The 23907-nt window shown below is 67.6% G+C and carries 19 protein-coding genes; 11 read left to right on the forward strand and 8 right to left on the reverse strand.

Annotation, left to right across the window (positions count from 1 at the left end):
- Positions 1 to 118: 118 nt before the first annotated feature.
- Positions 119 to 556 (reverse strand): HIT family protein, encoded by a 438-nt coding sequence (locus ACZ5MJ_RS15835; protein WP_464220611.1) that lies wholly within the window; start codon positions 554 to 556, stop codon positions 119 to 121.
- Between the two features lie 392 nt (positions 557 to 948).
- Here ACZ5MJ_RS15835 and ACZ5MJ_RS15840 point away from each other — a divergent pair, with 392 nt between their 5' ends.
- Positions 949 to 1977: a fimbrial protein gene (locus ACZ5MJ_RS15840; protein WP_464220612.1), complete on the forward strand. Its 1029-nt coding sequence runs from the start codon at positions 949 to 951 to the stop codon at positions 1975 to 1977.
- Between the two features lie 122 nt (positions 1978 to 2099).
- Here ACZ5MJ_RS15840 and ACZ5MJ_RS15845 read toward each other — a convergent pair whose 3' ends face one another.
- Positions 2100 to 6074 (reverse strand): DUF3683 domain-containing protein, encoded by a 3975-nt coding sequence (locus tag ACZ5MJ_RS15845; protein WP_464220613.1) that lies wholly within the window; start codon positions 6072 to 6074, stop codon positions 2100 to 2102.
- A 180-nt stretch (positions 6075 to 6254) separates the two neighbouring features.
- A complete protein-coding gene (locus tag ACZ5MJ_RS15850) occupies positions 6255 to 6833 on the reverse strand; it encodes a YqaA family protein (RefSeq protein WP_464220615.1) in 579 nt (192 codons plus the stop codon).
- Between the two features lie 281 nt (positions 6834 to 7114).
- Between ACZ5MJ_RS15850 and ACZ5MJ_RS15855 the strand changes: the two genes are divergently transcribed.
- From ACZ5MJ_RS15855 to ACZ5MJ_RS15890, 8 genes are all read left to right on the forward strand, one after another.
- Positions 7115 to 7612, forward strand: a complete 498-nt coding sequence (locus ACZ5MJ_RS15855) for a (2Fe-2S)-binding protein (RefSeq protein ID WP_432259188.1) — start codon at positions 7115 to 7117, stop codon at positions 7610 to 7612.
- Positions 7613 to 7624: 12 nt separating this feature from the next.
- On the forward strand, positions 7625 to 10000 hold the full coding sequence (locus tag ACZ5MJ_RS15860; protein ID WP_464220617.1) for a xanthine dehydrogenase family protein molybdopterin-binding subunit: 2376 nt from the start codon (positions 7625 to 7627) through the stop codon (positions 9998 to 10000).
- A gap of 27 nt (positions 10001 to 10027) precedes the next feature.
- Positions 10028 to 10828 (forward strand): FAD binding domain-containing protein, encoded by an 801-nt coding sequence (locus ACZ5MJ_RS15865; RefSeq protein ID WP_432259186.1) that lies wholly within the window; start codon positions 10028 to 10030, stop codon positions 10826 to 10828.
- Between the two features lie 97 nt (positions 10829 to 10925).
- Positions 10926 to 11822 carry an AAA family ATPase gene (locus tag ACZ5MJ_RS15870; RefSeq protein ID WP_432259185.1) on the forward strand — a complete coding sequence of 299 codons (897 nt, stop codon included), beginning with the start codon at positions 10926 to 10928 and terminating at the stop codon, positions 11820 to 11822.
- A 2-nt stretch (positions 11823 to 11824) separates the two neighbouring features.
- Positions 11825 to 13081, forward strand: coding sequence for a vWA domain-containing protein (locus ACZ5MJ_RS15875; protein ID WP_464220620.1), 1257 nt, complete (start codon positions 11825 to 11827; stop codon positions 13079 to 13081).
- A complete protein-coding gene (locus tag ACZ5MJ_RS15880; protein WP_464220622.1) occupies positions 13072 to 13626 on the forward strand; it encodes a CoxG family protein in 555 nt (184 codons plus the stop codon). The genes ACZ5MJ_RS15875 and ACZ5MJ_RS15880 overlap by 10 nt, the downstream gene beginning before the upstream one ends.
- The gene (locus ACZ5MJ_RS15885; RefSeq protein WP_464220624.1) at positions 13599 to 14636 is read left to right on the forward strand and encodes an XdhC family protein; all 1038 of its coding nucleotides are present in this window, start codon (positions 13599 to 13601) and stop codon (positions 14634 to 14636) included. The genes ACZ5MJ_RS15880 and ACZ5MJ_RS15885 overlap by 28 nt, the downstream gene beginning before the upstream one ends.
- A 19-nt stretch (positions 14637 to 14655) precedes the next feature.
- A complete protein-coding gene (locus ACZ5MJ_RS15890; RefSeq protein WP_464220626.1) occupies positions 14656 to 15261 on the forward strand; it encodes a nucleotidyltransferase family protein in 606 nt (201 codons plus the stop codon).
- Between the two features lie 25 nt (positions 15262 to 15286).
- Here ACZ5MJ_RS15890 and ACZ5MJ_RS15895 read toward each other — a convergent pair whose 3' ends face one another.
- Genes ACZ5MJ_RS15895 through otsB form a run of 4 tightly spaced genes read right to left on the reverse strand, consistent with a single transcriptional unit; the run spans position 15287 to position 19771 of the window.
- Entirely contained in the window at positions 15287 to 15631 is a 345-nt protein-coding gene (locus tag ACZ5MJ_RS15895) for a 4a-hydroxytetrahydrobiopterin dehydratase (protein WP_464220628.1), read from the reverse strand.
- A 34-nt stretch (positions 15632 to 15665) separates the two neighbouring features.
- Positions 15666 to 17057, reverse strand: a complete 1392-nt coding sequence (gene otsA, locus ACZ5MJ_RS15900) for an alpha,alpha-trehalose-phosphate synthase (UDP-forming) (RefSeq protein ID WP_464220630.1) — start codon at positions 17055 to 17057, stop codon at positions 15666 to 15668.
- A 49-nt stretch (positions 17058 to 17106) separates the two neighbouring features.
- Positions 17107 to 18972, reverse strand: coding sequence for a glycoside hydrolase family 15 protein (locus ACZ5MJ_RS15905; RefSeq protein ID WP_464220631.1), 1866 nt, complete (start codon positions 18970 to 18972; stop codon positions 17107 to 17109).
- A gap of 13 nt (positions 18973 to 18985) precedes the next feature.
- A complete protein-coding gene (otsB, locus tag ACZ5MJ_RS15910) occupies positions 18986 to 19771 on the reverse strand; it encodes a trehalose-phosphatase (RefSeq protein WP_464220632.1) in 786 nt (261 codons plus the stop codon).
- A gap of 333 nt (positions 19772 to 20104) precedes the next feature.
- On the opposite strand from otsB, the gene ilvA reads away from it, so the two are divergent.
- Entirely contained in the window at positions 20105 to 21643 is a 1539-nt protein-coding gene (gene ilvA / locus ACZ5MJ_RS15915) for a threonine ammonia-lyase, biosynthetic (protein WP_464220633.1), read from the forward strand.
- A gap of 32 nt (positions 21644 to 21675) precedes the next feature.
- A complete protein-coding gene (gene queF / locus ACZ5MJ_RS15920; protein ID WP_115013364.1) occupies positions 21676 to 22509 on the forward strand; it encodes an NADPH-dependent 7-cyano-7-deazaguanine reductase QueF in 834 nt (277 codons plus the stop codon).
- A gap of 15 nt (positions 22510 to 22524) precedes the next feature.
- On the opposite strand, the gene ACZ5MJ_RS15925 is transcribed toward queF, so the two are convergent.
- The gene (locus tag ACZ5MJ_RS15925; RefSeq protein WP_464223739.1) at positions 22525 to 23907 is read right to left on the reverse strand and encodes a carbohydrate porin; all 1383 of its coding nucleotides are present in this window, start codon (positions 23905 to 23907) and stop codon (positions 22525 to 22527) included.

Below are 23907 nucleotides of genomic sequence, written 5' to 3' on the forward strand. Positions count from 1 at the left end.
CAGCGCTTGGCCCGTCAGCGGATGCCGGCCGGGCTTGTTGTTCTGGATACCGTGGCGGCAGGCCACGGCGGCAACAGCATTCAGACGGTCAGGGGCAGGCGCGGGTTCCGCGCGCCCCTCAGGCGTCGCCCGCTTCGAGCAGCGAAAGCGCCGTACGCAGCGCAGGCAGCCGGCTGGCCAGTTCCCGCACGCGCACGGTGTCTGCCGCGCGCTGCGGCGCGGCCCAGATGGCTTCGGGGAAATGCGTGTCCCAGCGGTAGCGCGGGATGATATGCCAGTGCAGGTGCGGCACCATGTTGCCGAGGGCGGCCAGGTTGACCTTGTCCGGTGTCATCACCTCGCGCACCACCCGCTCCACCTGCGCGACCAGCCGCATCAGCCAGGCCTGGTCGGCCTCGTCCAGGTCGCTGAACTCGGCCACGTGGTCGTTCCAGACGATGCGGCAGAAGCCCGGGAAACGGTCATGCTCGACCAGGATCAGCCGGGCGCGGTCGCCCATCCAGACCAGTTCGCCGCCGTCGGACCGGCAAAGGGGGCAGTCGGGAACTCCGCTCATGAGGTGATTTTATCCATTGATATTTACCGTTCGCGACCAGGCTCGCTGTCGTTTCCGCATAAGCGCAGGCGTTTCAGGAAAGGGCGTCGCGGCGGCATCGCGACCGGACCGCCACCACCGCGCCATGTCCGGCCTGCCGGCTCAGGCACACGGCGGCCTCGCGGTGCCGGCATCTTAGCAAACCTGGACTGATCGACAACAAGACGTCCGCGCCTGCCGCTCGTCGCGCCCAAACCGGCCAGCCGGCGGCATACAGATGAATGCAGGAGGCGCCATATCGCAGATCAATCAGCGTGCCGAAATACAGTCAGGGTTTTCAGGCTTCGCTTATTGTTTCCCGTCTCCGCCGCTGGAATAGTGATTGCTTCCCCGCAACAATCAGATGAGTAGTCATGACCGGCTGTGTGAACCGCAAACAGGCAAGTCGATGGATCGCCGCCCTCAGACTTTGCGCACTCCTGCTCTGGAGCATGAGCCTTGCTTCCCCGGCGGCGGCCGACTGCGGAGTCGCAAGCGGCAATCCCGGCACTGCAACCATCTCGCTACCGGCAACAATCAGTGTACCGCGCAACACGCCGGTGGGAACCGTGCTCTACGACAGCAACTGGACCGTGGCCGGCCCCGTCTCGGTTTCATGCCTGGGCACCTTCCAACTCACGTACGGACTTGCGAGTCCGATGCAGTTGGCGCCTGGCTACGGCAATGTGTACCAATCCACTGTCACCGGCATTGGCATCAAGGCAGGTTGGACCAACGGGATGTCTGGTTCACCCAACTTCGACATCACGCTGATGACATCGCCGCCAACCTCGCAAGCCCTTACCACCCAGGTATGGACCCCATACGGCCCGATGAGCCGCTACCGCGTGCAAATGATCGTCACGGGTCCGGTGATGCCGGGCACCGTGACGCTGCCTGCCCTGCTGGCGCAAGCCAGCTATGGCTCGCTGACCGTCGCCCAACTGATGATCAGCGGCAATACGCGGATCATCGTCCCGGCCTGCACCGTGCAGAACCCTTCCGTGACGGTCAACATGCCGAAGGTCAGCGCCTCTGCCTTCCAGGCCACCGGCTCGACGGCCGGTCAGACCGGATTCAAGCTATTGCTCAGCTGCTCCGGTCCGACTGCCGTCGCCATGACGCTCACCGATGCCACGCAGCCCGGCAACACAGGCAGCAACCTGTCGCTGGCAAGCGGGTCGAGTGCCGGTGGGGTAGCCTACCAAATCCTCTACAACGGCACGCCGATGAGTTTCGGGCCCGGGTCGGCAGTGGCCGGCAACCTCCACCAGTTCACCGTCGGCACGGTGACCGGCGTCAGCAACATGCAAGTCCCGCTGACTGCGCGCTACATCCGTACAGGCACGGTGACGCCGGGCACGGCCAATGCCGCCGCGACGTTTACCATGAGCTATCAATAGCAGCGCAGAATCGCCGTACAACAGCCCCCGCAGCGGCACGCTTTCTCTCGCGCCGGCGCTCGCCTCCGGGACATGCTCGGGAGCCAGTTCTCGCTTAAGCGAGGACTGGCTCCCCTTGCGCTTCAGACCAGCACCCTCTCAATTCCGCCGGCATTGGCCTTCTGGACATACTCGGGAAGCCAGTTCTCACCGAGCAGGTGCTTGGCCATCTCGATCACGATGTAGTCCGCCTGCACCGAAGCATCCTCGTTGTAGCGTGACAGCCCCTGCAGGCACGACGGGCAGCTGGTCAGGATCTTGACGTCGCCGGTGAAGCCGTCGGCGCGCAGCTTGTCGGCGCCCTTCGTCATCTCCTCTTCCTTGCGGAAGCGGACCTGGGTCGAGATATCCGGGCGGGTCACCGCCAGCGTGCCCGACTCGCCGCAGCAGCGCTCGTTCTTCTCGATCTTGCCCAGGCCGGTGTTGCCGCCCATCAGGTCGTTGACCAGCTTGGTCGGGTCCATGGTCTTGATCGGGGTGTGGCAGGGATCGTGGTACATGTAGCGCGTACCCGTCACGCCCTCGAGCTTGACACCCTTTTCCAGCAAGTACTCGTGGATGTCGATGATGCGGCAGCCCGGGAAGATCTTGTCGAATTCATACCCGGCGAGCTGGTCGTAGCAGGTGCCGCAGCTGACCACCACGGTCTTGATGTCGAGGTAGTTCAGCGTGTTGGCCACGCGGTGGAACAGCACGCGGTTGTCGGTGACGATCTTCTCGGCCTTGTCGTACTGGCCATTGCCGCGCTGCGGATAGCCGCAACACAGGTAGCCCGGCGGCAGCACGGTCTGCACGCCGACGTGCCACAGCATCGCCTGCGTGGCCAGCCCGACCTGCGAGAACAGCCGCTCCGAGCCGCAGCCCGGGAAGTAGAACACCGCTTCCGTTTCCGGCGTGGTCGCCTTCGGGTCGCGGATGATCGGCACGATCTCGTTGTCTTCGATATCGAGCAGCGCGCGCGCGGTCTTCTTGGGCAGGTTGCCCGGCATCTTCTTGTTGATGAAGTGGATCACCTGCTCGCGCACCGGCGGCTTGCCCACGGTGGCGGGCGGATGGGCGGTCTGCTTCTTCGCAAACTTCTTCAGCACGTCGTTGCCCAGGCGCTGCGCCTTGTAGCCCCAGTCGATCATGACCTTGCGGGTCAGGTTGATGGTCTCGGGACTGGTGGCGTTCAGGAAGAACATCGACGCCGCGGTGCCGGGGTTGAACTTCTTCTGCCCCATCTTGCGCAGCAGGTTGCGCATGTTCATCGACACGTCGCCGAAGTCGATCTTCACCGGGCACGGCGTCACGCACTTGTGGCACACCGTGCAGTGGTCGGCGACGTCGGAGAACTCGTCCCAGTGCTTGATCGACACGCCGCGGCGGGTCTGCTCTTCATACAGGAAGGCCTCGACCAGCAGCGAGGTCGCCAGGATCTTGTTGCGCGGGCTGTACAGCAGATTGGCGCGCGGCACGTGGGTGGCGCACACCGGCTTGCACTTGCCGCAGCGCAGGCAGTCCTTGACGCTCTCGGCAATCGCGCCGATATCGCTCTGCTGCATGATGATCGACTCATGCCCCATCAGGCCGAACGACGGCGTGTAGGCATTGCGCAGGTCGGCGCCGGGCAGGAGCTTGCCCTTGTTGAAGCGGCCCTGCGGGTCGACCTTCTGCTTGTAGGTGCGGAAGTCGCCGATCTCTTCCTCGGTGAGGAACTCCAGCTTGGTGATGCCGATGCCGTGCTCGCCCGAGATCACGCCGTCGAGCGAACGCGCCAGGTCCATGATGCGGGCCACCGCGCGGTGCGCGTCCTGCAGCATGTCGTAGTCGTCGGAGTTGACCGGGATGTTGGTGTGCACATTGCCGTCGCCGGCGTGCATGTGCAGCGCCACGAAGACGCGGCCGCGCAGCACCTGCTTGTGGATCTTCTGGGCCTCGTCCAGGATCGGCTTGAACTCGCCGCCATTGAAGATCTTGCGCAGCTCGGCACGGATCTCGGTCTTCCAGGATACGCGGATGGTGCGGTCCTGCAGCAGATGGAACACGGTGGCGTCCGGCTGCTGCGCCAGGCGCGCGTCGAACTCCTGCCCGAGCAGTCCCAGGCCATGCCCGATCAGCGATGCCTTGGCCAGCGTCAGTGGCACGTCCATGTGGTCCTGCAGGTAGCGCCAGCGCGCGCGGACCTCGCGCAAGAGCGTCAGTGCATGCTGCACGCGGTCTTCCAGCAGCTCGGCGCTGGGGATCTCGTTGGCGTCGTCGCTGCGGCCCAGCGGCAGGTTGCCGCGCGCAAAGAACGCTTCCAGCGTGTCGACCAGCTTGAGCTTGCTCTTGATCGACAGCTCGATATTGATGCGCTCGATGCCGTCGGTGTACTCGCCCATGCGGTTCAGCGGGATCACCACGTCTTCATTGATCTTGAAGGCGTTGGTGTGCTTGGCGATGGCGGCGGTGCGCGAGCGGTCCAGCCAGAACTTCTTGCGGGCCTCGGGGCTGACGGCGATAAAGCCTTCGCCGCTCTTGCCGTTGGCCATGCGAATCACTTCCGAGGTGGCGCGCGCCACGGCGTCTTCATCGTCGCCGACGATATCGCCGATCAGCACCATCTTCGGGAAGGCGTTGCGCTTGCTCTTGGTGGCGTAGCCGACCGCGCGCAGGTAGCGCTCATCCAGGTGCTCCAGGCCGGCCAGGATGGCGCCGCCGGGCTTCTTCGTCTCTGCGTCAAGGAAGTCCTTGATCTCGACGATGCTGGGGATCGCGTCGCGCGCCTGGCCGAAGAACTCCAGGCACACGGTGCGGATGTGCTTCGGCATGCGGTGCAGGATCCAGCGCGCGCTGGTGATGATGCCGTCGCAGCCTTCCTTCTGCACGCCGGGCAGGCCCGCCAGGAACTTGTCGGTGACGTCCTTGCCCAGGCCTTCCTTGCGGAACCTGCGGCCTTCGATGGCCAGGGTCTCGGTGCGCAGCACCTTCTCGCCCGGGGCGCGGTTGCCGTCGGACCACTTCAGCTCGAAGGTGGCCACCGGCACGTCGTGGATCTTGCCCAGGTTGTGGTCTAGCCGGGTGATTTCCAGCCAGTTGCCTTCCGGGTCCACCATGCGCCACCAGGCCAGGTTGTCCAGCGCGGTGCCCCACAGCACGGCCTTCTTGCCGCCGGCGTTCATGGCCACGTTGCCGCCGATGCACGAGGCATCGATCGAGGTCGGGTCGACCGCGAACACCAGGCCGGCCTTGTCGGCCGCATCGGCCACGCGGCGCGTCACCACGCCGGCGCCGGAGAAGATGGTCGCGACCTTGCGCGCCACGCCGGGCAGGTCGGTTTCCTCGACCGGGCCGAGCTCCTCCAGCTTCTCGGTGTTGATCACCGCGCTCATCGGCGTCAGCGGCACGGCGCCACCGGTGTAGCCGGTGCCGCCCCCGCGCGGGATGATGGTCAGGCCCAGCTCGAAGCAGCCCTTGACCAGGCCGGCGATCTCTTCCTCGGTATCCGGCGTCAGCACCACGAACGGGTACTCCACGCGCCAGTCGGTGGCGTCGGTCACGTGCGAGACGCGCGACAGGCCGTCGAACTTGATGTTGTCCTTCTGCGTGACCCGGCCCAGCACGCGCTGGGCGCGCTTGCGCAGGTCGTAGGCGGCGGCGAACTCGTTCTTGAAGTCCTCGATCGCCTGCTTGGCGAACACCACCAGCTGCTCCACCCGGTGCGAGCGGTCCTCGGCGGCGGGCTCGGCGTGCTCGGCACGGTCGGCGGCGCGGCGCTTCTCGATCTCGCTCAGGCGGTGGTGCAGCGCGGTCACCAGCATCTGGCGGCGCTTGGGATTTTCCAGCAGGTCGTCCTGCAGGTAGGGGTTGCGGCGGACCACCCAGATATCGCCCAGCACCTCGTACAGCATGCGGGCCGAGCGGCCGGTGCGGCGCTCGCTGCGCAGCTCGTCCAGGATGCGCCATGCTTCCTCGCCGAGCAGGCGGATGACAATCTCGCGGTCCGAGAAGGACGTGTAGTTATAGGGAATTTCACGCAGGCGCGGCGGGGCGTCCTGCGCGGCGAGCTTGGCGTCGAGCACGAGTGGGGCGTTCATTGGGGGACCGCTTCCTGCTGCGCACGGGGACTGTGCGCGAATCGTTCATTAAAGGGCGATTGTACTGCAAGGCCCGGTTTCGCCGCACCGCAACATCGAGGAATCCTTGTTGGAACAAGGGATTAGGCGACATTTCGGCCTGGCAACGGCGCCACACGGCGGTGCCGGCAGCGCACCGGATCAGAACCAGGCCTTGAACATTTGCGCAATGTTGTGCCAAAAGCTGTCCGGGATCCACAGCAGGGTGCCGGTCATGAACAGGTAGCGCAGGAACTTGCCTACCGCCATCCAGGCCAGGCTGGGCCAGAACGGAAGGCGCAGCCAGCCAGCCAAAGTGCACAAAGGATCACCAATCCCAGGCAGCCACGAGACCAGTAGCGTAGGCGGCCCGAGCCGGCGCATCCAGCGGAAGTAGCGGGCATCCAGCTTGGGCTTGGGCGGCTTGCGCGCATGCTCGCGCTGCGCCTCGTGCTCGGCTTCGTGCTGGCGCGCCCGGCGCCGCTGGTGGTAGCGCACCAGCGCCAGCTTGGCGGCATAGCCCATCCACCAGTCGATCGCTCCGCCGATGGTGTTGCCGGCGGTGGCCACCACGATCGCCGGCCAGAACATCTCCGGATTGAGCTTGATGTAGCCGAACACCGCCGGCTCCGAGCCCAGCGGCAGCAGCGTCGCCGAGACCAGGCTCACGATAAAGATGGCAGGCAGCCCCACCTTCGGCAAGGCAAGGGTCTCGAACAGCCAGGCGAAGAAAGCTTCCATGTAAGCGGGTTCGCATGCGCACGTATGGCGCGCAGTCATTCTAGCAGCGCGGCCCGCCCCCCTTTCGGGTTGCGGGCAATCCACATGGCAGGGCCGCAGGTTTTGTGATTAACTGTTAGAGCCTGTCGCGGCCGATCGTTCGCCGGCCGCGGGGAATATCGCACCATCAGCACCCATATCACGAAATAGCCGTATCCAGCGGCAGTACCGCGCAGTGGCCAGTCCCGCGCAGTGACCTTTCGGGAAATTGGCCATGCGCGTCCACCCACATGGAGACAAGCATGGCGATTCCTATCCGCCTGACGGTCAATGGCAAGCCCGTTGACGCCCAGGTAGAACCCAACACCCTCCTGGTCCAGTTCCTGCGCGAACAGCTGCGCCTGACCGGCACCCACGTCGGCTGCGACACCGCGCAGTGCGGCGCCTGCACGGTCCACCTGGATGGCCGGGCGGTCAAGTCGTGCAATATCCTCGCGGTCCAGGCGGATGGCGCCGCCGTGACCACCATCGAAGGCCTGGCCGGCGACAGGATCGGCAACGGCCTGCATCCGATGCAGGAAGCCTTCCGCGAATGCCACGGCCTGCAATGCGGCTTCTGCACGCCCGGCATGGTGATGAGCGCCACCGCGCTGGTGCGGGAACACCCGGGCGCCGACGCCGCCACCATCCGCGCGCACCTGGAAGGCAACCTGTGCCGCTGCACGGGGTACCACAATATCGTGCGCGCGGTGCAGCAGGGCCAGGCGGCCATGCAGGGCACCGCCGCCAGCGCGGAATAAGGGGGACCGGCCATGAACGCACCCGAAAGCCAGCGCCTGGTGGGCGCACCCGTCAAGCGCAAGGAAGACTATCGCTTCCTGACCGGCAACGGCCAGTACACCGATGACATCGTCCTGCCGCAGCAGAGCTACGCATTCTTCCTGCGCTCGCCGCACGCCCATGCGCGCATCCGCTCCATCGACAAGACCGAGGCCCTGGCCTCGCCCGGCGTGATCGCCGTGCTGACCGGCGACCAGCTGGCGGCCGACAAGGTCGGCGGCCTGCCCTGCGGCTGGCTGATCCACAGCATCGACGGCTCGCCGATGAAGGAGCCGCCGCACCCGGTGATTGCCCACGACAAGGTGCGCCACGTCGGCGACCAGGTCGCGCTGGTCATTGCGGAGACTCTGCAGCAGGCACGCGACGCCGCCGAGAAGATCGACGTCGACTATGAAGAGCTGCCCGCCGTGGTCGGCGCCGCGGATGCCGCCAGGGCTTCCACGCTGGTGCATGACGAGGTGCCGGCCAATACCTGCTACACCTGGGGCCACGGCGACAAGGCCGCCACCGACGCCGCCTTTGCCAGGGCCGCGCACGTGACCACGCTGGAAATCGTCAACAACCGGCTGATCCCCAACGCGATCGAGCCGCGCGCGGTCAATGCCAGCTACACGCGCCAGGACGACAGCTATACCGTCTATGTGGCCAACCAGAACCCGCACGTCGAACGCCTGCTGATGGGCGCGTTTGTGCTGGGGCTGCCCGAATCGCGCCTGCGCATCGTCGCGCCGGACGTGGGCGGCGGCTTCGGCTCCAAGATCTTCCTGTACCCGGAAGACGTGGCACTGACCTGGGCCTCGAAGAAGATCGGCCGCCCGGTCAAGTGGACCGCCGACCGGTCCGAGTCCTTCCTGACCGACGCGCACGGCCGCGACCATGTGACCAAGGCTGAGCTGGCGCTCGACGCCGACGGCAAGTTCCTGGCGATGCGGGTGCATACCACCGCCAATATGGGCGCCTACCTGTCGACCTTCGCCAGCAGCGTGCCCACCATCCTGTATGCCACGCTGCTCGCCGGCCAGTACGCCACGCCCGCCATCTACGCCGAAGTGCAGGCGGTCTTCACCAACACCGCGCCGGTGGATGCCTACCGTGGCGCGGGCCGGCCCGAGGCCACCTATGTGGTCGAGCGCCTGGTCGAAACCGCCGCGCACGAGATGAAGATCGACCCGGCCGAGCTGCGCCGCAAGAACTTCATCCGCCAGTTCCCCTACGCCACGCCGGTGGGCCTGACCTACGACACCGGCGACTACGAGCCGTGCCTGGCGCGCGCGCAGGAGCTGGCCGACGTCAAGGGCTTCCCGGCCCGGCGCGACGAGGCGAAGCAGCGCGGCAAGCTGCGCGGCCTGGGCTATTCCTGCTATATCGAGGCCTGCGGGTTGGCGCCGTCGAATATCGCCGGCGCGCTGGGCGCACGCGCGGGGCTGTTCGAGGTGGGCGAGATCCGCGTGCACCCGACCGGTACCGTGACCGTGTTCACCGGCTCGCACAGCCATGGCCAGGGGCACGAGACCACCTTCGCGCAGGTGGTGGCCGACCGGCTCGGGCTGCAGCTGGACCAGGTCGAGATCGTGCACGGCGACACCGGCCGGGTGCCGTTCGGCATGGGCACCTATGGCTCGCGCTCGCTGGCGGTGGGCGGCTCGGCCATCGTCAAGGCGCTCGACAAGATCGAGGCCAAGGCCAAGAAGATCGCCGCGCATCTGCTGGAGGCGGCCGACACCGACATCGAGTTCAGCAACGGCGTGTTCCGCGTGGCCGGCACCGACCGCACCAAGACCTTTGGCGAAGTCGCGCTGACCGCCTACGTGCCGCACAACTATCCGCTGGACAAGCTGGAGCCGGGCCTGAACGAGAACGCGTTCTACGACCCGACCAACTTCACCTACCCGTCCGGCGCCTATGTGTGCGAGGTGGAGGTCGACCCCGACACCGGCGAGTCGCAGGTGGTCAAGTTCACCGCGGTGGACGACTTCGGCAACATCATCAACCCGATGATCGTCGAAGGCCAGGTGCATGGCGGCATCGGCCAGGGGCTGGGCCAGGCCATGCTGGAGCAGTGCGTCTACGACAACGACAGCGGCCAGCTGCTGACCGGCTCGTACATGGACTACGCCATGCCGCGCGCCGGCGACCTGCCCGACTTCACCGTCGAGACCGCCGCCGGCACGCCCTGCACGCACAACCCGCTGGGCGTGAAGGGTTGCGGCGAGGCCGGCGCGATCGGCTCGCCGCCGGCGTTCATCAACGCGCTGGTGGATGCGCTCGACCCGCTGGGCGTGAAGGACATCCAGATGCCCGCCACGCCGCACCGGGTCTGGCAGGCCATCCAGGCCGCCCGGCCGTGATCCACGCACACCGCAAAGGAAACCGACATGTACGCATTCAATTTTGAACGCGCCGCGGATGCCAAGGCGGCCGTGGCCACGCTCAAGGCCGATCCCGACGCCAAGTTCCTCGGCGGCGGCCAGAGCCTGCTGGCCGCGATGAAGCTGCGGCTGGCGCAGCCCTCGGTGCTGGTCGACGTGGCGCGCATTCCCGGCATGGCCGGGATCCGCGTCGAAGGCAATGAGATCGTGGTCGGCGCCGCCGCGCGCCATGCCGACGTGGCCGAGAACGCCGAGGTGCGCCAGCGCATCCCGGCGCTGGCGGCACTGGCCGGCGGCATCGGCGACCGCCAGGTGCGCGCCATGGGCACCATCGGCGGCGCGCTCGCCAATGACGATCCCGCTGCCGACTATCCCGCGGGCGTGCTGGGGCTGGGCGCGGCCGTGGTCACCGACCGCCGCACCATCGCCGCCGACGACTTCTTCAAGGGCCTCTATGAAACCGCGCTGGAACCGGACGAGCTGATCACCGCGGTGCGCTTCCCGATCCCGGACCAGGCTGCCTACGCCAAGTTCCGCAACCCGGCCTCGCGCTTTGCGCTGGTGGGCGTGATGGTGGCGCGCACCGGCAACACGGTGCGCGTGGCGGTGACGGGCGCGGCCGACAGCGTATTCCGCTGCCAGCCGCTGGAGCAGGCGCTGTCGGGGAGTTTCACGGCGCAGGCAGCGCGCGGAGTGCAGGTGGATGCGTCGACGCTGAACGCCGACCTGCATGCGTCGGCGGAGTACCGGGCGCATCTGATCCCGGTGCTGGCGGCGCGGGCGGTGGAGGCGGCGCTGAAGGGATAGCGCTTCCCCACTGCCGCATGTTGTCTCCCCTCTCCCGCAAGCGGGAGAGGGGAGCAAACCGCCGGCGCCCTTTCCGCGTCGGCACAAAAGATTGCTCATGCTGCCCACCTCCATCGACGACACCATCGCCCAGCTGGAACGCCAGCAATACTTCGCCGACCGCGAGACCGCCACGGTGCTCTATCTCGCCCTGCGCATGCAGCGGCCGCTGTTCCTGGAAGGCGAGCCCGGCGTCGGCAAGACCGCCATGGCGCATGCGATGGCGGGGGTGCTCGGCACGCGGCTGCTGCGGCTGCAATGCTATGAAGGGCTGGATGCCGCCAGCGCGCTGTACGAATGGGACTACCCGCGCCAGATCATGGCGCTGCGCCTGGCCGAGGCACGCGGCGAGCGGCCCGAGGCGCAGTCGCTGTACCACGACGACTTCCTGCTCAAGCGCCCGCTGCTGGAAGCGCTGCTGCCCGACCCCGCCGCGCCCGACGTGCCGCGCGTGCTGCTGATCGACGAGATCGACCGCGCCGACGAACCCTTTGAAGCCTTCCTGCTGGAAGTGCTGTCCGAGTTCCAGGTATCGATCCCCGAAATCGGCGTGATCCGTGCCGAGCGCCCGCCGCTGATCGTGATCACCTCCAACCGCACGCGCGAGGTGCACGACGCGCTCAAGCGCCGCTGCCTGTACCAGTGGATGGGCTACCCGGCGCGCGACCGCGAACTGCAGATCGTGGCCGCGCGCGCGCCCGAGGCCGCCGCGGCGCTGCAGACCCAGGCGATCGATTTCATCCACCGGCTGCGCGGCATCGACCTGTTCAAGGCGCCGGGCATCGCCGAGGCCATCGACTGGTGCCGCGCGCTGTCCGCGCTGGGCGCGACCGAGCTCGATCCGCAATCCGTGCGCGACACGCTGGGCGTGCTGCTCAAGTACCAGGACGACCTGGCGCGCGTGGACGGCCCCACCGTGGCCGAGCTGCTGGCGGGTGCCGCGCCGGGAGGCTGAAGGTGGCCACGCTGCACGCCGCTGTACGAACTGCCGCACCGCCCCTGCCGGTGCTGGCGCGCAACGTCACGCACTTCATGCGGCTGTTGCGCGACGGCGGCTTCGCGCTGTCGCCGGCTCATGCGGTCGATGCCTTGCACGCGCTGCGCCATGTCGATATCGGCCAGCGCGACGAGGTGCGCGCCGCGCTGGCGGCGCTGGTGCTGTCCGGCCCGGACCAGCGCCCGCTGTTCGATGCCGCCTTCGACCTGTTCTGGCGCGACCCCGACTGGGAGGGCAAGCTGCGCGCGCTGCTGCTGCCGCGCGTCGACAGCGGTGCGCCGCCGCCGAAGCGCAGCAACCGGCTGGCCGATGCGTTGGCCGCGCGCCAGCCCGAGCCGCCGTCGCGCCCGGCACAGAGCGAGGCCGAGCGCATCCACGTGCCGCTGACCTTTTCCGACCAGGAACGGCTGGCGCAGCGCGACTTCGAGACCCTGACCGCGCAGGAATGGCGCGCGCTGCAGCACCTGGTGCGCACGCGCCGCGCCCACCTGGCCATGCAGCGCACCCGCCGCCTGCGCGCCGCCCCCTGCGGCACGCATGCCGACCTGCGCGCCAGCGCGCGCCTGGCGGTGCGCCAGCATGGCGAATGGCTGCGCTGGAAATTCCGCAAGCATGCCGAGCGCAAGCCGCCGGTGGTGCTGCTGCTCGACATCTCCGGCTCGATGAGCCAGTACTCGCGCGCGGTGCTGTACTTCTGCCATGCGCTGATGCAGTCGCGCGAGCGGCTGTCGGTGTTCCTGTTCGGCACGCGGCTGACCAACATCACCCGCTCGCTGCGCGAACGCGACCCCGACGAGGCCGTCGCGGTGATCACCGGCCAGGTGCGCGACTGGGCCGGCGGCACCCGCATCGGCGCCGCGCTGGCGAGCTTCAACCGCCACTGGGCGCGGCGCACGCTGTCCGGGCGCGCCACCGTGCTGCTGGTCACCGACGGCCTGGACCATGAGCATATCGACCTGCTGGGCGATGAAATGAAGCGGCTGCGCCGCTTTGCGCACCGCATCGTCTGGCTCAACCCGCTGCTGCGCTACCCCGGCTTCACCCCGCAGGCGCGTGGCGTGCAAGCCATCCTGCCGCACGTGGACGCGCTGCGCTCCGCCCATAACCTGGACAGCCTGCTGGCGCTCGAGACGCTGCTGTCCGACCACGGCGGCCCGCCCCGGGCGGCCGCCCCTGCCCCCGCCACGCCTCACAAGGAAGCCCCGCCATGGAAATGAACCAGAGCCAGCGCCTGCCGGTCCCGCAGCAGGTGGCATGGGAAGCGCTCAACGACACCGAGCTGCTCAAGCAATGCATTCCCGGATGTGAGAGTATCGAGCCCGACGGCGACAACGCCTACCTGCTGGCCCTGACGGCCGCGGTGGGCCCGGTCAAGGCGCGCTTCAAGGGCCGCATGGCGCTGGAAGACATCCAGGCTCCCGAGAGCTACACCATCCGTTTCGACGGCCAGGGTGGCGCCGCGGGCTTCGGCAAGGGCAGCGCGCAGGTCCGGCTGGAACCAGACGGTGATGAAACCGTGCTGACCTACACCGTCAAGGCCCAGGTGGGGGGCAAGATCGCACAGATCGGCTCGCGGCTGGTGGACGCCGCGGCACGCAAGATGGCCGACACCTTCTTTGCGCGCTTCACCGAGGCAGTGACGCCGGACAAAGCAGAAGACACGCCAGCGGCCGATGGCGCCCCCGCCGCCGCCGGCGACAATGAACCGACAGAGGAACCGAAGCGGAAACGATCATGGACAGCGTGGATCTCGAAGTCCTGAAGAACAGCGTGCAGTGGCAGCAGCAGGGCCATCGCGTGCTGCTGGTCACGGTAGTGCGGACCTGGGGCTCGTCGCCCCGGCCCGAAGGCGCGATGCTGGCCGTGCGTGACGACGGCCTGGTGGTGGGCTCGGTCTCGGGCGGCTGCATCGAGGACGACATCATCGACCGCGTGCGGCGCCAGGGCATCACCGCCGACCATCCGGAGGCGATCAAATACGGCATCAGCGCCGAGGAAGCCCACCGTTTCGGGCTGCCGTGCGGCGGCACCATCGAGCTGGTCACCGAACCACTGACCCCGGCCAGCGGCATCGCCGAGCTGCTCGACGCCGTGGAAAACGGCCGCCTGGTCGCGCGCACGCTGGACATGGCTACCGGCACCGCCACGCTGGGCCCGGCCAATGCGACCGACGGCCTGGTATTCGACGGCAAGACGCTGCTGACCATCCATGGCCCGCGCTACCGCATGCTGGTGATCGGCGCCGGGCAGCTGTCCAAATACCTGTGCCAGATCGCCGTGGGCCTGGGCTTCCAGGTCACCGTGTGCGACCCGCGCGAGGAATACACCGAGACCTGGGACATCCCCGGCGTGACCATGGTGCGCACCATGCCGGATGACACCGTCACCGAGATGAAGCTGGATGAGCGCTGCGCCGTGATCGCGCTCACGCACGACCCCAAGCTCGATGACCTGGCATTGATGGAAGCGCTGCGCACCCGGGCCTTCTATGTGGGCGCACTGGGTTCGCGCCGCAACAACCAGGCGCGCCGCGAACGGCTCAAGGAATTCGACCTGACCGAGCTGCAGCTGGCGCGGCTGCATGGCCCCGTGGGCATCTACATCGGCAGCCGCACGCCGCCGGAAATCGCCATCTCGATCCTCGCCGAGGTGATCGCCGCCAGGAACCACGTATCGCTGCCCGACATCCTGCAGGTGGAAGGCGCCAAGGCCGCGCGCGAGATGGCTGCCGGCACCGGCAGCAGCTGCGACGTGGCCTCCGACCCCACCTGACGACCTCGCGTCTGCCGCCATGACCGCCGCCCCCAACGCCCCCCTGCTCCACACCGACCTGCCCACCGGCATCCTGCTGGCCGCAGGCTTCGGCCGCCGCTTCGATGCGGCGGGCAAGCGCAACAAGCTGCTGGAGGTGCTGCCCGGCGGCCGCTCGGTGGCCTGGCGCAGCGCACGCACGCTGGCCGCGGCGCTGCCGCAATCGATCGCCGTCATTCGTCCGGGCAATCCGGCCCTGGCGGAGGAGCTGCGGCGCGGCGGTTGCCGCGTGGTGGAATCGGTCGATGCCGAAGCCGGCATGGGCGCCGCCCTGCGCGCCGCCGTGGCGGCCACGCACGAGGCCCGCGGCTGGGTCGTGGCACTGGCGGACATGCCCTGGCTGCCGATGGAACTGATCCGGGCGGTGGCATTGACGATCACCACGCCAGATACCATCGCCGCGCCCTGGCGCAACGGGCAACGGGGGCATCCGGTTGGTTTTGGCGCGGCATGGCGTGAGGAATTGCTGAAGCTGGATGGGGATGAGGGGGCGCGGGCGTTGTTGAAGGACAAGCCTGTTACGCGGATTCTGACCGAGGACGAAGGCGCTTTCCGGGATATTGACACCCCCGCGGATTTGAAGTGACGAAGTGACTGGGTCCCCACCAACCTCACCCAATCCCCTGCGCTATCTCACTCGTCTTCACCGCCATGACGAAATCATTCCGGTGCAACCCCTTGATCTTCTTGGTCCGCCACGACACCGTGGCATGCCCCCACCCAAAGCTGATCTCAGGATGATGCCCCTGCGCCTCGGCCAGCTGCCCGACGCCGTTCACAAACGCCAGTGCCTGGGCAAAATTGCCGAAGGTAAAACGCCGCTCGAGCCGCGTCGCGCCATCGGCCAGCTCCCACCCCGGCGCCTGCTGCAATAGCGCCTCGGCTTCATCCGGCGTCAGCGGCGGCACCCCGCCGCGGCAAGGCGTGCACGATTGCGCTGCCAGATCTTCGCTCATGGTCTTGCTCCCCGACCGGAAGACAGCCCGCGTCTCAGGCCCCTTCGGTCTCAGTCAGTGCGCGCAGGAACTCGCGGCTCCACCAGTGCACATCCTGCGCGCGGATGCGCTCCAGCAGTTTCCGGTGGCGCTGCTGGCGCTCCGCCAGCGGCATGTGCAGCGCCTGCTGGATCGCCTGCGCGGTGGCGCGCGTGTCGTAGGGATTGACCAGCAACGCCTCGCGCAGTTGCTCGGCGGCGCCGGCAAAGCGCGACAGCACCAGAACGCCCGGGTCCTCCGGGTCTTGCGCGGCGATGAACTCCTTGGCCACCAGGTTCATGCCGTCGCGCAGCGGCGTCACCAGCGCCACGCGGCTGGCGCGGCACAGGCCCGGCAACCGCTTGCGCGCGGTGGTGCGGTGGATATAGCGCACCGGCATCCAGTCCAGTTCACCGAACTCGCCGTTGATGGCGCCGCTCAGCTGCTCCATTTCGCGGCGCAGGTCGACGTAGGCATCCACCGACTCGCGCGAGGGCGCGGCAATCTGCACCAGCGTCGCGCTCGAACGGTTCTCGGGATACTCGGCCAGCAGGCGGTAGAACGCCTTGAGCCGCTGCGGCAGGCCCTTGGAATAATCGAGCCGGTCGATGCCCAGCAGCAACCGGCGGCGCGCATACTGCGCGCACATCATCTCGTAGGTCTCATGCGCGTCCGCGCCGCGGCCCAGCTCCATGAACTCGTCGACGTCGATGCCGATCGGGAAGGCCTGCGCCCGCACCGTGCGATGGAAGGCGCGGTAGCGGTATTCGCCCATCGGCTCGGCCTGCGCTTCGGTTTGCACGTAGCGCGAAAAATGCTCGACGTCTGCATGGCTCTGGAAACCCAGCAAGTCGTAGGCGAACAGCGCCCGCATCAGCCACTCGTGCTGCGGGATGGCGGCCAGGATCAGCGGCGGCGGCAGCGGCACGTGCAGGAAGAAGCCGATCTTCTGCCCGCAGCCGCTCGCACGCAACTCGGACGCCAGCGGGATCAGGTGGTAGTCGTGGATCCAGATGACGTCGTCGGGCTGCAGCAGCGGTGCCAGCTTGCGCGCGAACAGCTGGTTCACGCGCCGGTAGCCGTTCAGGAAGTTGGAGTCGAAATCCGCCAGGTCGAGACGGTAGTGGAACACCGGCCACAGCACGCCGTTGCTGTAGCCCAGGTAATAGGCATCGTGATCCTCGCGGCTCAGGTCGACGGTGGCCAGCGTGACATTGCCGGCCTGCTGCAGGTGCAGGTCGCCCTCCCCCGGGGTGCCGCCCTGGGCGGTTTCCAGCGCCTTGCCGCTCCAGCCGAACCACATGCCGCCGGTCTGGCGCAAGGCTTCGGAAAGCGCGACGGCGAGGCCGCCCGCCGCCACGTTGCGGGGATCGGCGACCCGGTTGGATACCGCTACAAGTCTTGGCATAAGTGCTTTTCGTGAGTCCTTTCTTCTGTTTGCCGCACCGCGGGCCGGCTCAGATCACCGTGTCCCACGGCGCCGACAGCCGCATGGCGCCATTGATCAGGCCGACCATCGAATAGGTCTGCGGGAAGTTGCCCCACATCTCGCCGGTCACGGGATGGGTATCCTCGGACAGCAGCCCGAGCGGGTTGCGCGCGGCCAGCATCGCCTCGAAGATCTCGCGCGCTTCTTCGCGGCGGCCGATGCGGGCGAGCGCGTCGATGCGCCAGAAGGTGCAGATGTTGAACGCAGTCTCGGGCTTGCCGAAATCGTCCGGCGCCTCGTAGCGGCGCATATAGGGGCCGTCGCACAGCGACGTCTCCAGCGCCTTGACGGTGGCGATGAAGCGGGGGTCGTGCGGGTCGATGAAGCTGACCTCGGCCATCAGCAGCACGCTGGCATCCAGCTCGCGCCCGCCGAAGCTTTCGGCGAAGGCCTGGCGCTCTTCGCTCCACGACTCGGCCAGGATGCGTTCCTTCATGCGGTCGGCATGGTCATGCCAGTAGGCGGCGCGCGCCTGCAGCTGCAGCTTGTCGGCAATCTTGGCCAGTCGGTCGCAGGCGGCCCAGCTCATCAGCGCCGACGACGTATGCACGCGGGCCCGCGTGCGCAGTTCCCACATGCCGGCATCGGGCGTGCCGAACACCTTCACCGCCTGCTCGCCCACCTCCTCCAGCCGGCGGAACTCGGCCGGGCCGCCGCGATGCAGCAGCCGGTGGTCATGGAAGGCCTGCGCCGCGCCCAGTACCACGTTGCCGTAGACATCGTGCTGGAAGTGCTCCTGCGCCTGGTTGCCCACGCGCACCGGGCCCATGCCGCGGTAGCCGGGCAGGTGGTCGAGCATGCTTTCGGGCAGTTCACGCTCCAGGCCGATGCCGTACAGCGGCTGGATATGCCCATCCTGCGACTGCATCACCACGTTGGACAGCCAGCGCAGGTAGTCCTCCATGGTGCCGACCTCGGACAGGCTGTTGAGCGCGCGCACCACGAAGAAGGCGTCGCGCAGCCAGCAGAAGCGGTAGTCCCAGTTGCGGCCGCTGCCCGGGGCCTCGGGAATGCTGGTGGTCATGGCCGCGACGATGGCGCCGGTCTCTTCGAACAGCGACATCTTCAGCGTGATGGCAGCGCGGATCACTGCGTCCTGCCATTCGCGCGGCACCGCCAGGCGGCGGCTCCACAGGCGCCAGTAGGCGGTGGTTTCCTGTTCGAAGTCGCGCGCGGTCTCCTCCACGCCGTGCGCCAGGGTCTCGTCCGGGCCCAGGATGAAGCTGTACCCGCGCGTGACCAGGAACGGCGTGTGCGACAGCACATAGGCCAGCGGGGCGTCGGTGGTCATGCGCAGGGTCATGTCGCCGCCGATATAGCGCACATGACTGCTGCCGCGCGTCATCTCCGGCGCCTTGCGGCCCCACTCGAAGCGCGGCGCCACCACCACGCGCACGCGCGGCGCGCCGCGCACCGGACGGATGCGCCGGATCAGCGCGGTCGGCCGGAAATAGCGCCCCAGCCGGAAGAAGCGCGGCGCGAAATCGGTGATCTCCAGGCAGTTGCCGTGGCTGTCCGAGAGCCGCGTGCGCAGCACCGCGGTATTGGGCTCGTACCACTGCCGCGACGACTGGAAGTCCTCGATCTCGATCGAGAAATGGCCCGCGTTCTCGCTGGGGTCCAGCAGGGCATTGAAGACCGGGTCGCCGTCAAAGCGCGGCAGGCACGACCAGACGATGCGCCCGCGGCAGTCCACCAGCGCGGAGATGGCGCAGTTGCCGATCATGCCCAGCGACAGCGACGGATTGGCAAAGCGGCCGCCGCCGTCCACGGTCTTGTTCACGCCTTCTGTCGGCGGCTGGCCCGGCTCGCTCGGGCTGCTCGGATTGATCACGGCGATTCCTCCCTCAGGATGACGTTGTGCGCAGGCCCGGGCGTGGCCCGGCCTCGCGCGGCACGCCGGCGGATGCCAGTGCGCGCGCAGAACGGTGCAGCCAGCTGCGCAGCGCCGCCGGCCCCGGCACGCTGACACTGGCCACGGTCTCGCGCTGGCCCACCAGCACGCCCAGGCCGCCGAGCTTGCGCACGGCGGCAAAGCCCGGTTCGTCGGTCATGTCGTCGCCGGCAAAGAGCGGCACGCGCGCGGCAAAGGGGGCGGCCTTCATGAAGGCCGCGATGGCATCGCCCTTGTCGACGCCGGCGGGCTTGATCTCGACCACCATCTTGCCCGGCAGCGCCTCCAGGCCGACCGCGTGGCGCAGTACGTCAGTGACCGCCGCGTCGACAATGCCGGCCAGTTCGGGCGCCTGCCGGTAGTGGATCGCGACCGCGACCGACTTGCGCTCCAGCCGCAGCGCCGGGTAGGCGCGCACCAGGGCTTCCAGGTGGGGGATCAGGGGCTCCAGGCCGGGGGCCGGGGTCTTGGACACCATGCCGCCGTCGGTGCGGAATTCGGCGCCGTGGATGCCGGCGGCCGGCAGCTGCAGCGGCCGCAGGAAATGGTCGAGTTCAAGGATCGGCCGCCCGGAGATGACGGCCAGCGCGCCGTCCAGCCGCTGGTACAACGTGCGCAACGTGCCGACCAGCTCGGGTTCGACCTGCACCAGTTCGGGCCGCGGGGCCAGGTCGGCCAGCGTGCCGTCAAAGTCGAGAAACAGGGCGGTATTGGGTTCGATTAGCGGTAGCTGTGGCATCGCGTTAAACCGTAACACGTCGTTTTGACCGGCGTCCACCGGGCGCCGTCCTACATGGCGCAAGGGCAACCCGGGGTCGGCGCAAGTCCGGGGCCAGCCCGCGCCACCCGGCATTGCGCACCGGCAGCGAGTGAAGCGTCATCCACACGAATGGCGCATCCAACCTCGCGCGGACCGGGGCCCAAGGCGGCGGGTGCGCCGCCCTGGCCGGTGCGCCGGGCCGCCATCCTTTATCATTGACGGTTTCCGCCAGAATTTCCGGCTTTTTTGCGGCGCCCTACCGGCGCCCCATCCAGCGCCCCTACCCGCGCCCCACCGGCCAGCCCCAAGACCATGACCCGCCAGTCCGCCGCCAAACCCGACTACCTGAAGAAGATCCTGACCGCCAAGGTCTACGACGTGGCGCAGGAGACCGAACTGACCTACGCGCATCAATTGTCGGCGCGCACCGGCAATGCGGTCTGGTTCAAGCGCGAGGACACCCAGCCGGTCTTCTCCTTCAAGCTGCGCGGCGCCTACAACAAGATGGCCTCGCTGACGCCCGAAGAGCTCAGGCGTGGCGTGATCGCCGCGTCGGCCGGCAACCACGCGCAGGGCGTGGCGCTGTCCGCGGCGCGCCTGCAGTGCAAGGCCATCATCGCCATGCCGGTGACCACGCCGCAGGTGAAGATCGACGCCGTGCGCGAACGCGGCGGCCAGTGGGTCGAGATCGTGCTGCACGGCGAGTCCTACAGCGACGCCTACAACCACGCCGCGGAGCTGGAGAAGAAGCACAAGCTGACCTTTATCCACCCGTTCGACGATCCCGAGGTGATCGCCGGCCAGGGCACCATCGCCATGGAGATCCTGCGCCAGCACCCGGGCCCGATCCATGCCGTGTTCGTCGCCATCGGCGGGGGCGGGCTGATCTCGGGCATCGCGTCGTACATCAAGGCGGTGCGCCCCGAGATCAAGGTGATCGGCGTGCAGACGGTCGACTCGGACGCGATGAAGCGCTCGGTCGACGCCGGCAAGCGCGTCGAGCTGAAGGAAGTGGGACTGTTCTCGGACGGCACGGCGGTCAAGCTGGTCGGCAAGGAGACCTTCCGCATCACGCGCGAGCTGGTCGACGACATCATCCTGGTGGACACCGACGCCATCTGCGCGGGCCTGAAGGACGTGTTCCAGGACACCCGCAGCATCCTGGAGCCGGCCGGCGCGCTGGCCGTGGCAGGCCTGAAGGCCTATGCCGAGCGTGAGAAGCTCAAGGGCCAGCACCTGGTGGCGATCGCCTGCGGCGCCAATATGAACTTCGACCGCCTGCGCTTTGTCGCCGAGCGCGCCGAAGTGGGCGAAGCGCGCGAAGGCGTGTTCGCCGTGACCATCCCGGAAGAGCGCGGCAGCTTCAAGCGCTTCTGCGAGCTGGTGGGCACGCGCAGCGTGACCGAGTTCAACTACCGCATCGCCGACACCAGCATGGCGCATATCTTCGTTGGCGTGCAGATCGCCAGCCGCGCCGAGAACGACAAGATCGCTGCCAGCTTCCGCAAGCACGGCTTCGACACGCTGGACCTGTCCAACGACGAACTGGCCAAGCAGCATATCCGCTATATGGTGGGCGGACGCTCGGCACTGGCGCATGATGAACTGCTGTACCGCTTCGAATTCCCGGAGCGCCCGGGCGCGCTGATGAAGTTCCTGTCCAGCATGAGCCCGAACTGGAACATCAGCCTGTTCCACTACCGCAACCAGGGCGCGGACACCTCCAACATCCTGGTCGGCATCCAGGTGCCGAAGAACGAGAAGCGCGCCTTCCGCGCCTTCCTTTCGACGCTTGGTTACGTACACTGGGACGAGACCGAGAACCCGGTGTACAAGCTGTTCCTGTCCTGAAACACCCGCTGAACGCCTCTGCTGAGCGCCCCATGAGCCTCCCTGAACACTCGCCGCTGGGCAAGCCATCGGCCTACAAGACCGAATACGACGCCTCGCTGCTGTTCCCGATCCCGCGCCAGCCCAAGCGCACCGAGATCGGCCTGCCCGAAGGCAAGCCGGTGCCGTTTTTCGGCGTCGATATCTGGAATGCGTACGAACTGTCGTGGCTGAACCTGAAGGGCAAGCCGCAGGTGGCGCTGGCCAGCTTCATCATCCCGTCGGACACGCCCAACATCATCGAGTCCAAGTCGTTCAAGCTGTACCTGAACTCGTTCAACCAGACCAAGATTGCTTCGCCCGAGGCGCTGCAGCAGTTGCTGCACCACGACCTGTCCGAAGCCACCGGCGGCACCGTGCAGGTGCGGCTGGTGACCGAAGCGGACCTGGGCAAGCAGAAGATGGGCGAGCTCGACGGCCTGCTGCTGGACCGGCTCGATATCGAGGTGGACCGCTACGAGCCCGCGCCCGAACTGCTCAGCGCGGACCAGGAAGAGACCCCGGTGGAAGAAACGCTGGTGTCGCACCTGCTCAAGTCCAACTGCCTGGTCACCGGCCAGCCGGACTGGGGCAGCGTGCAGATCCGCTACGTGGGTGCGCCGATCAACCAGGAAGGGCTGCTCAAGTACCTGATCTCGTTCCGCAACCACAACGAGTTCCACGAGCAGTGCGTGGAGCGGATCTTCATGGACGTGATGCGCCAGTGCAAGCCGGTCAAGCTGGCGGTCTACGCGCGCTATACGCGCCGCGGCGGGCTCGATATCAATCCGTTCCGCACCAACTTCAATACGGCGTGGCCGGATAACAAGCGCAACGCGCGGCAGTAAGGCTGGCGGGGAGCGTCAGAACTCCCCGTGAAACCGCACCCCGTAGAACTTCGCCGGCCCGCGGTCGCGGTTGTAGCCCGGATTGCGCACATACTGGAAATCCGGGCTGATGCTCAGGTACTTGAAGGGCTGGAAGCTGTAGTAGATCTCGAACACCTGCTCCGGCCCGTAGTTGAGCGCACCATCCCCCAGGAACGCCCCCTGCCCGCCTGCCGCGAGATAGGCCCGGTGGTTCGGGCCGAGCATGTTCACCGCCACCGCCACACCCAGCGCATCGCGCGCCCTGCCCCACGCATTGCCGTTCAGCACGCCGCCGAGCGAGACCTGCTTGCCGACTTCGGTGAACGCATAGGTTTCGGTCTTGTCGTCCGACAGGCTCGCTCGCGCGAACATGCCCAGCGCATCGGTGACCTGCTGCACGAACGCCAGGCCGACACCGGTCTTGGCGTGCTCGCGCCGCACGTCGGCCACGTCGGGCGTGGTGTTGTTGGCCATGCCGAACTGCAGCGCATCGCTGAACGCGCCCATGCGCGCCTTGTTGCGGAAGAAGAGCAGCCGTGCCGTGCCGGGACGGCCCGCCAGCGTGTAGCGCTTTTCCAGCTCAAGGATGTCGCCGTAGTGCCGGAACATGCGCGTGTCGAGCTCCAGCCCGTTGGACTCCAGCGGCTGCAGGAAGCGCCCGACGCGCGCCGACCAGCCATCGCCGATGTACTCCAGCGACACGCCCCAGTCATAGCCGCGCGCATCGGCCGGATAGTCGAACGCGCCGAAGGTCAGGAACGACCAGTTCATGAACTGCGTGCGCGGGTCCGAGCCGAACTCGTTCTGGTCGAACACATCGAGCACGCCGAAGTTGCCGGCCGTCAGCACCACGCGTTGCTTGTCCACCGTGCGGGCGAACTGGTTGAAATCCGCCTCCAGCGCCTCGCTGCCACCGCCTAGTCCCCACGTCTGCCGGACGAACGCGCGGGCGCGATAGAACACCGGGTTGGTGCTCGATACCTTGGCCAGCTCGCCGTTGGTCAGGCCGCCCATGCCATGCAGTCCGGAGAACGGTACGCCCTGCGTCACCTCGGGATTGAAATGGAACTCCGCGCCACGCCACAGGCGCAGGCCCAGGTCCAGCGTGGTGCTGAAGGAATAGCTCTTGGCGCGTTCGGCGTCGAGGCTGTTCGGGCCTGAGTAAGCGGCATTGAAGGCCGGCTTGCGCTGCCAGATGTAGGTGGCCTGCCCGTGGAAGGCAAAGACATCCTCCGCAGGTGTGGCCAGCTCCGCCGGCGTGGCGGGCGCCCCCTCCTGCGCCATGGCCGGGACGCAGCCGGCCAGCGCCAGCAGGGCGGCCAGGCATCTGGCATGGAAAGGGCGCGGCAGCACCGCTGGGAATCGGCAGGACAACAT

The organism is Cupriavidus sp. LA-1 (assembly GCF_055385985.1).

What these genes read in the sequence shown, in the direction of transcription:
- ACZ5MJ_RS15835 (WP_464220611.1), bottom strand. Translation starts at nt 556, where the DNA reads ATGAGCGGAGTTCCCGACTGCCCCCTTTGCCGGTCCGACGGCGGCGAA.
- ACZ5MJ_RS15840 (WP_464220612.1), top strand. Translation starts at nt 949, where the DNA reads ATGACCGGCTGTGTGAACCGCAAACAGGCAAGTCGATGGATCGCCGCC.
- ACZ5MJ_RS15845 (WP_464220613.1), bottom strand. Translation starts at nt 6,074, where the DNA reads ATGAACGCCCCACTCGTGCTCGACGCCAAGCTCGCCGCGCAGGACGCC.
- ACZ5MJ_RS15850 (WP_464220615.1), bottom strand. Translation starts at nt 6,833, where the DNA reads ATGGAAGCTTTCTTCGCCTGGCTGTTCGAGACCCTTGCCTTGCCGAAG.
- ACZ5MJ_RS15855 (WP_432259188.1), top strand. Translation starts at nt 7,115, where the DNA reads ATGGCGATTCCTATCCGCCTGACGGTCAATGGCAAGCCCGTTGACGCC.
- ACZ5MJ_RS15860 (WP_464220617.1), top strand. Translation starts at nt 7,625, where the DNA reads ATGAACGCACCCGAAAGCCAGCGCCTGGTGGGCGCACCCGTCAAGCGC.
- ACZ5MJ_RS15865 (WP_432259186.1), top strand. Translation starts at nt 10,028, where the DNA reads ATGTACGCATTCAATTTTGAACGCGCCGCGGATGCCAAGGCGGCCGTG.
- ACZ5MJ_RS15870 (WP_432259185.1), top strand. Translation starts at nt 10,926, where the DNA reads ATGCTGCCCACCTCCATCGACGACACCATCGCCCAGCTGGAACGCCAG.
- ACZ5MJ_RS15880 (WP_464220622.1), top strand. Translation starts at nt 13,072, where the DNA reads ATGGAAATGAACCAGAGCCAGCGCCTGCCGGTCCCGCAGCAGGTGGCA.
- ACZ5MJ_RS15885 (WP_464220624.1), top strand. Translation starts at nt 13,599, where the DNA reads ATGGACAGCGTGGATCTCGAAGTCCTGAAGAACAGCGTGCAGTGGCAG.
- ACZ5MJ_RS15890 (WP_464220626.1), top strand. Translation starts at nt 14,656, where the DNA reads ATGACCGCCGCCCCCAACGCCCCCCTGCTCCACACCGACCTGCCCACC.
- ACZ5MJ_RS15895 (WP_464220628.1), bottom strand. Translation starts at nt 15,631, where the DNA reads ATGAGCGAAGATCTGGCAGCGCAATCGTGCACGCCTTGCCGCGGCGGG.
- otsA (WP_464220630.1), bottom strand. Translation starts at nt 17,057, where the DNA reads ATGCCAAGACTTGTAGCGGTATCCAACCGGGTCGCCGATCCCCGCAAC.
- otsB (WP_464220632.1), bottom strand. Translation starts at nt 19,771, where the DNA reads ATGCCACAGCTACCGCTAATCGAACCCAATACCGCCCTGTTTCTCGAC.
- ilvA (WP_464220633.1), top strand. Translation starts at nt 20,105, where the DNA reads ATGACCCGCCAGTCCGCCGCCAAACCCGACTACCTGAAGAAGATCCTG.
- queF (WP_115013364.1), top strand. Translation starts at nt 21,676, where the DNA reads ATGAGCCTCCCTGAACACTCGCCGCTGGGCAAGCCATCGGCCTACAAG.
- ACZ5MJ_RS15925 (WP_464223739.1), bottom strand. Translation starts at nt 23,907, where the DNA reads ATGTTGTCCTGCCGATTCCCAGCGGTGCTGCCGCGCCCTTTCCATGCC.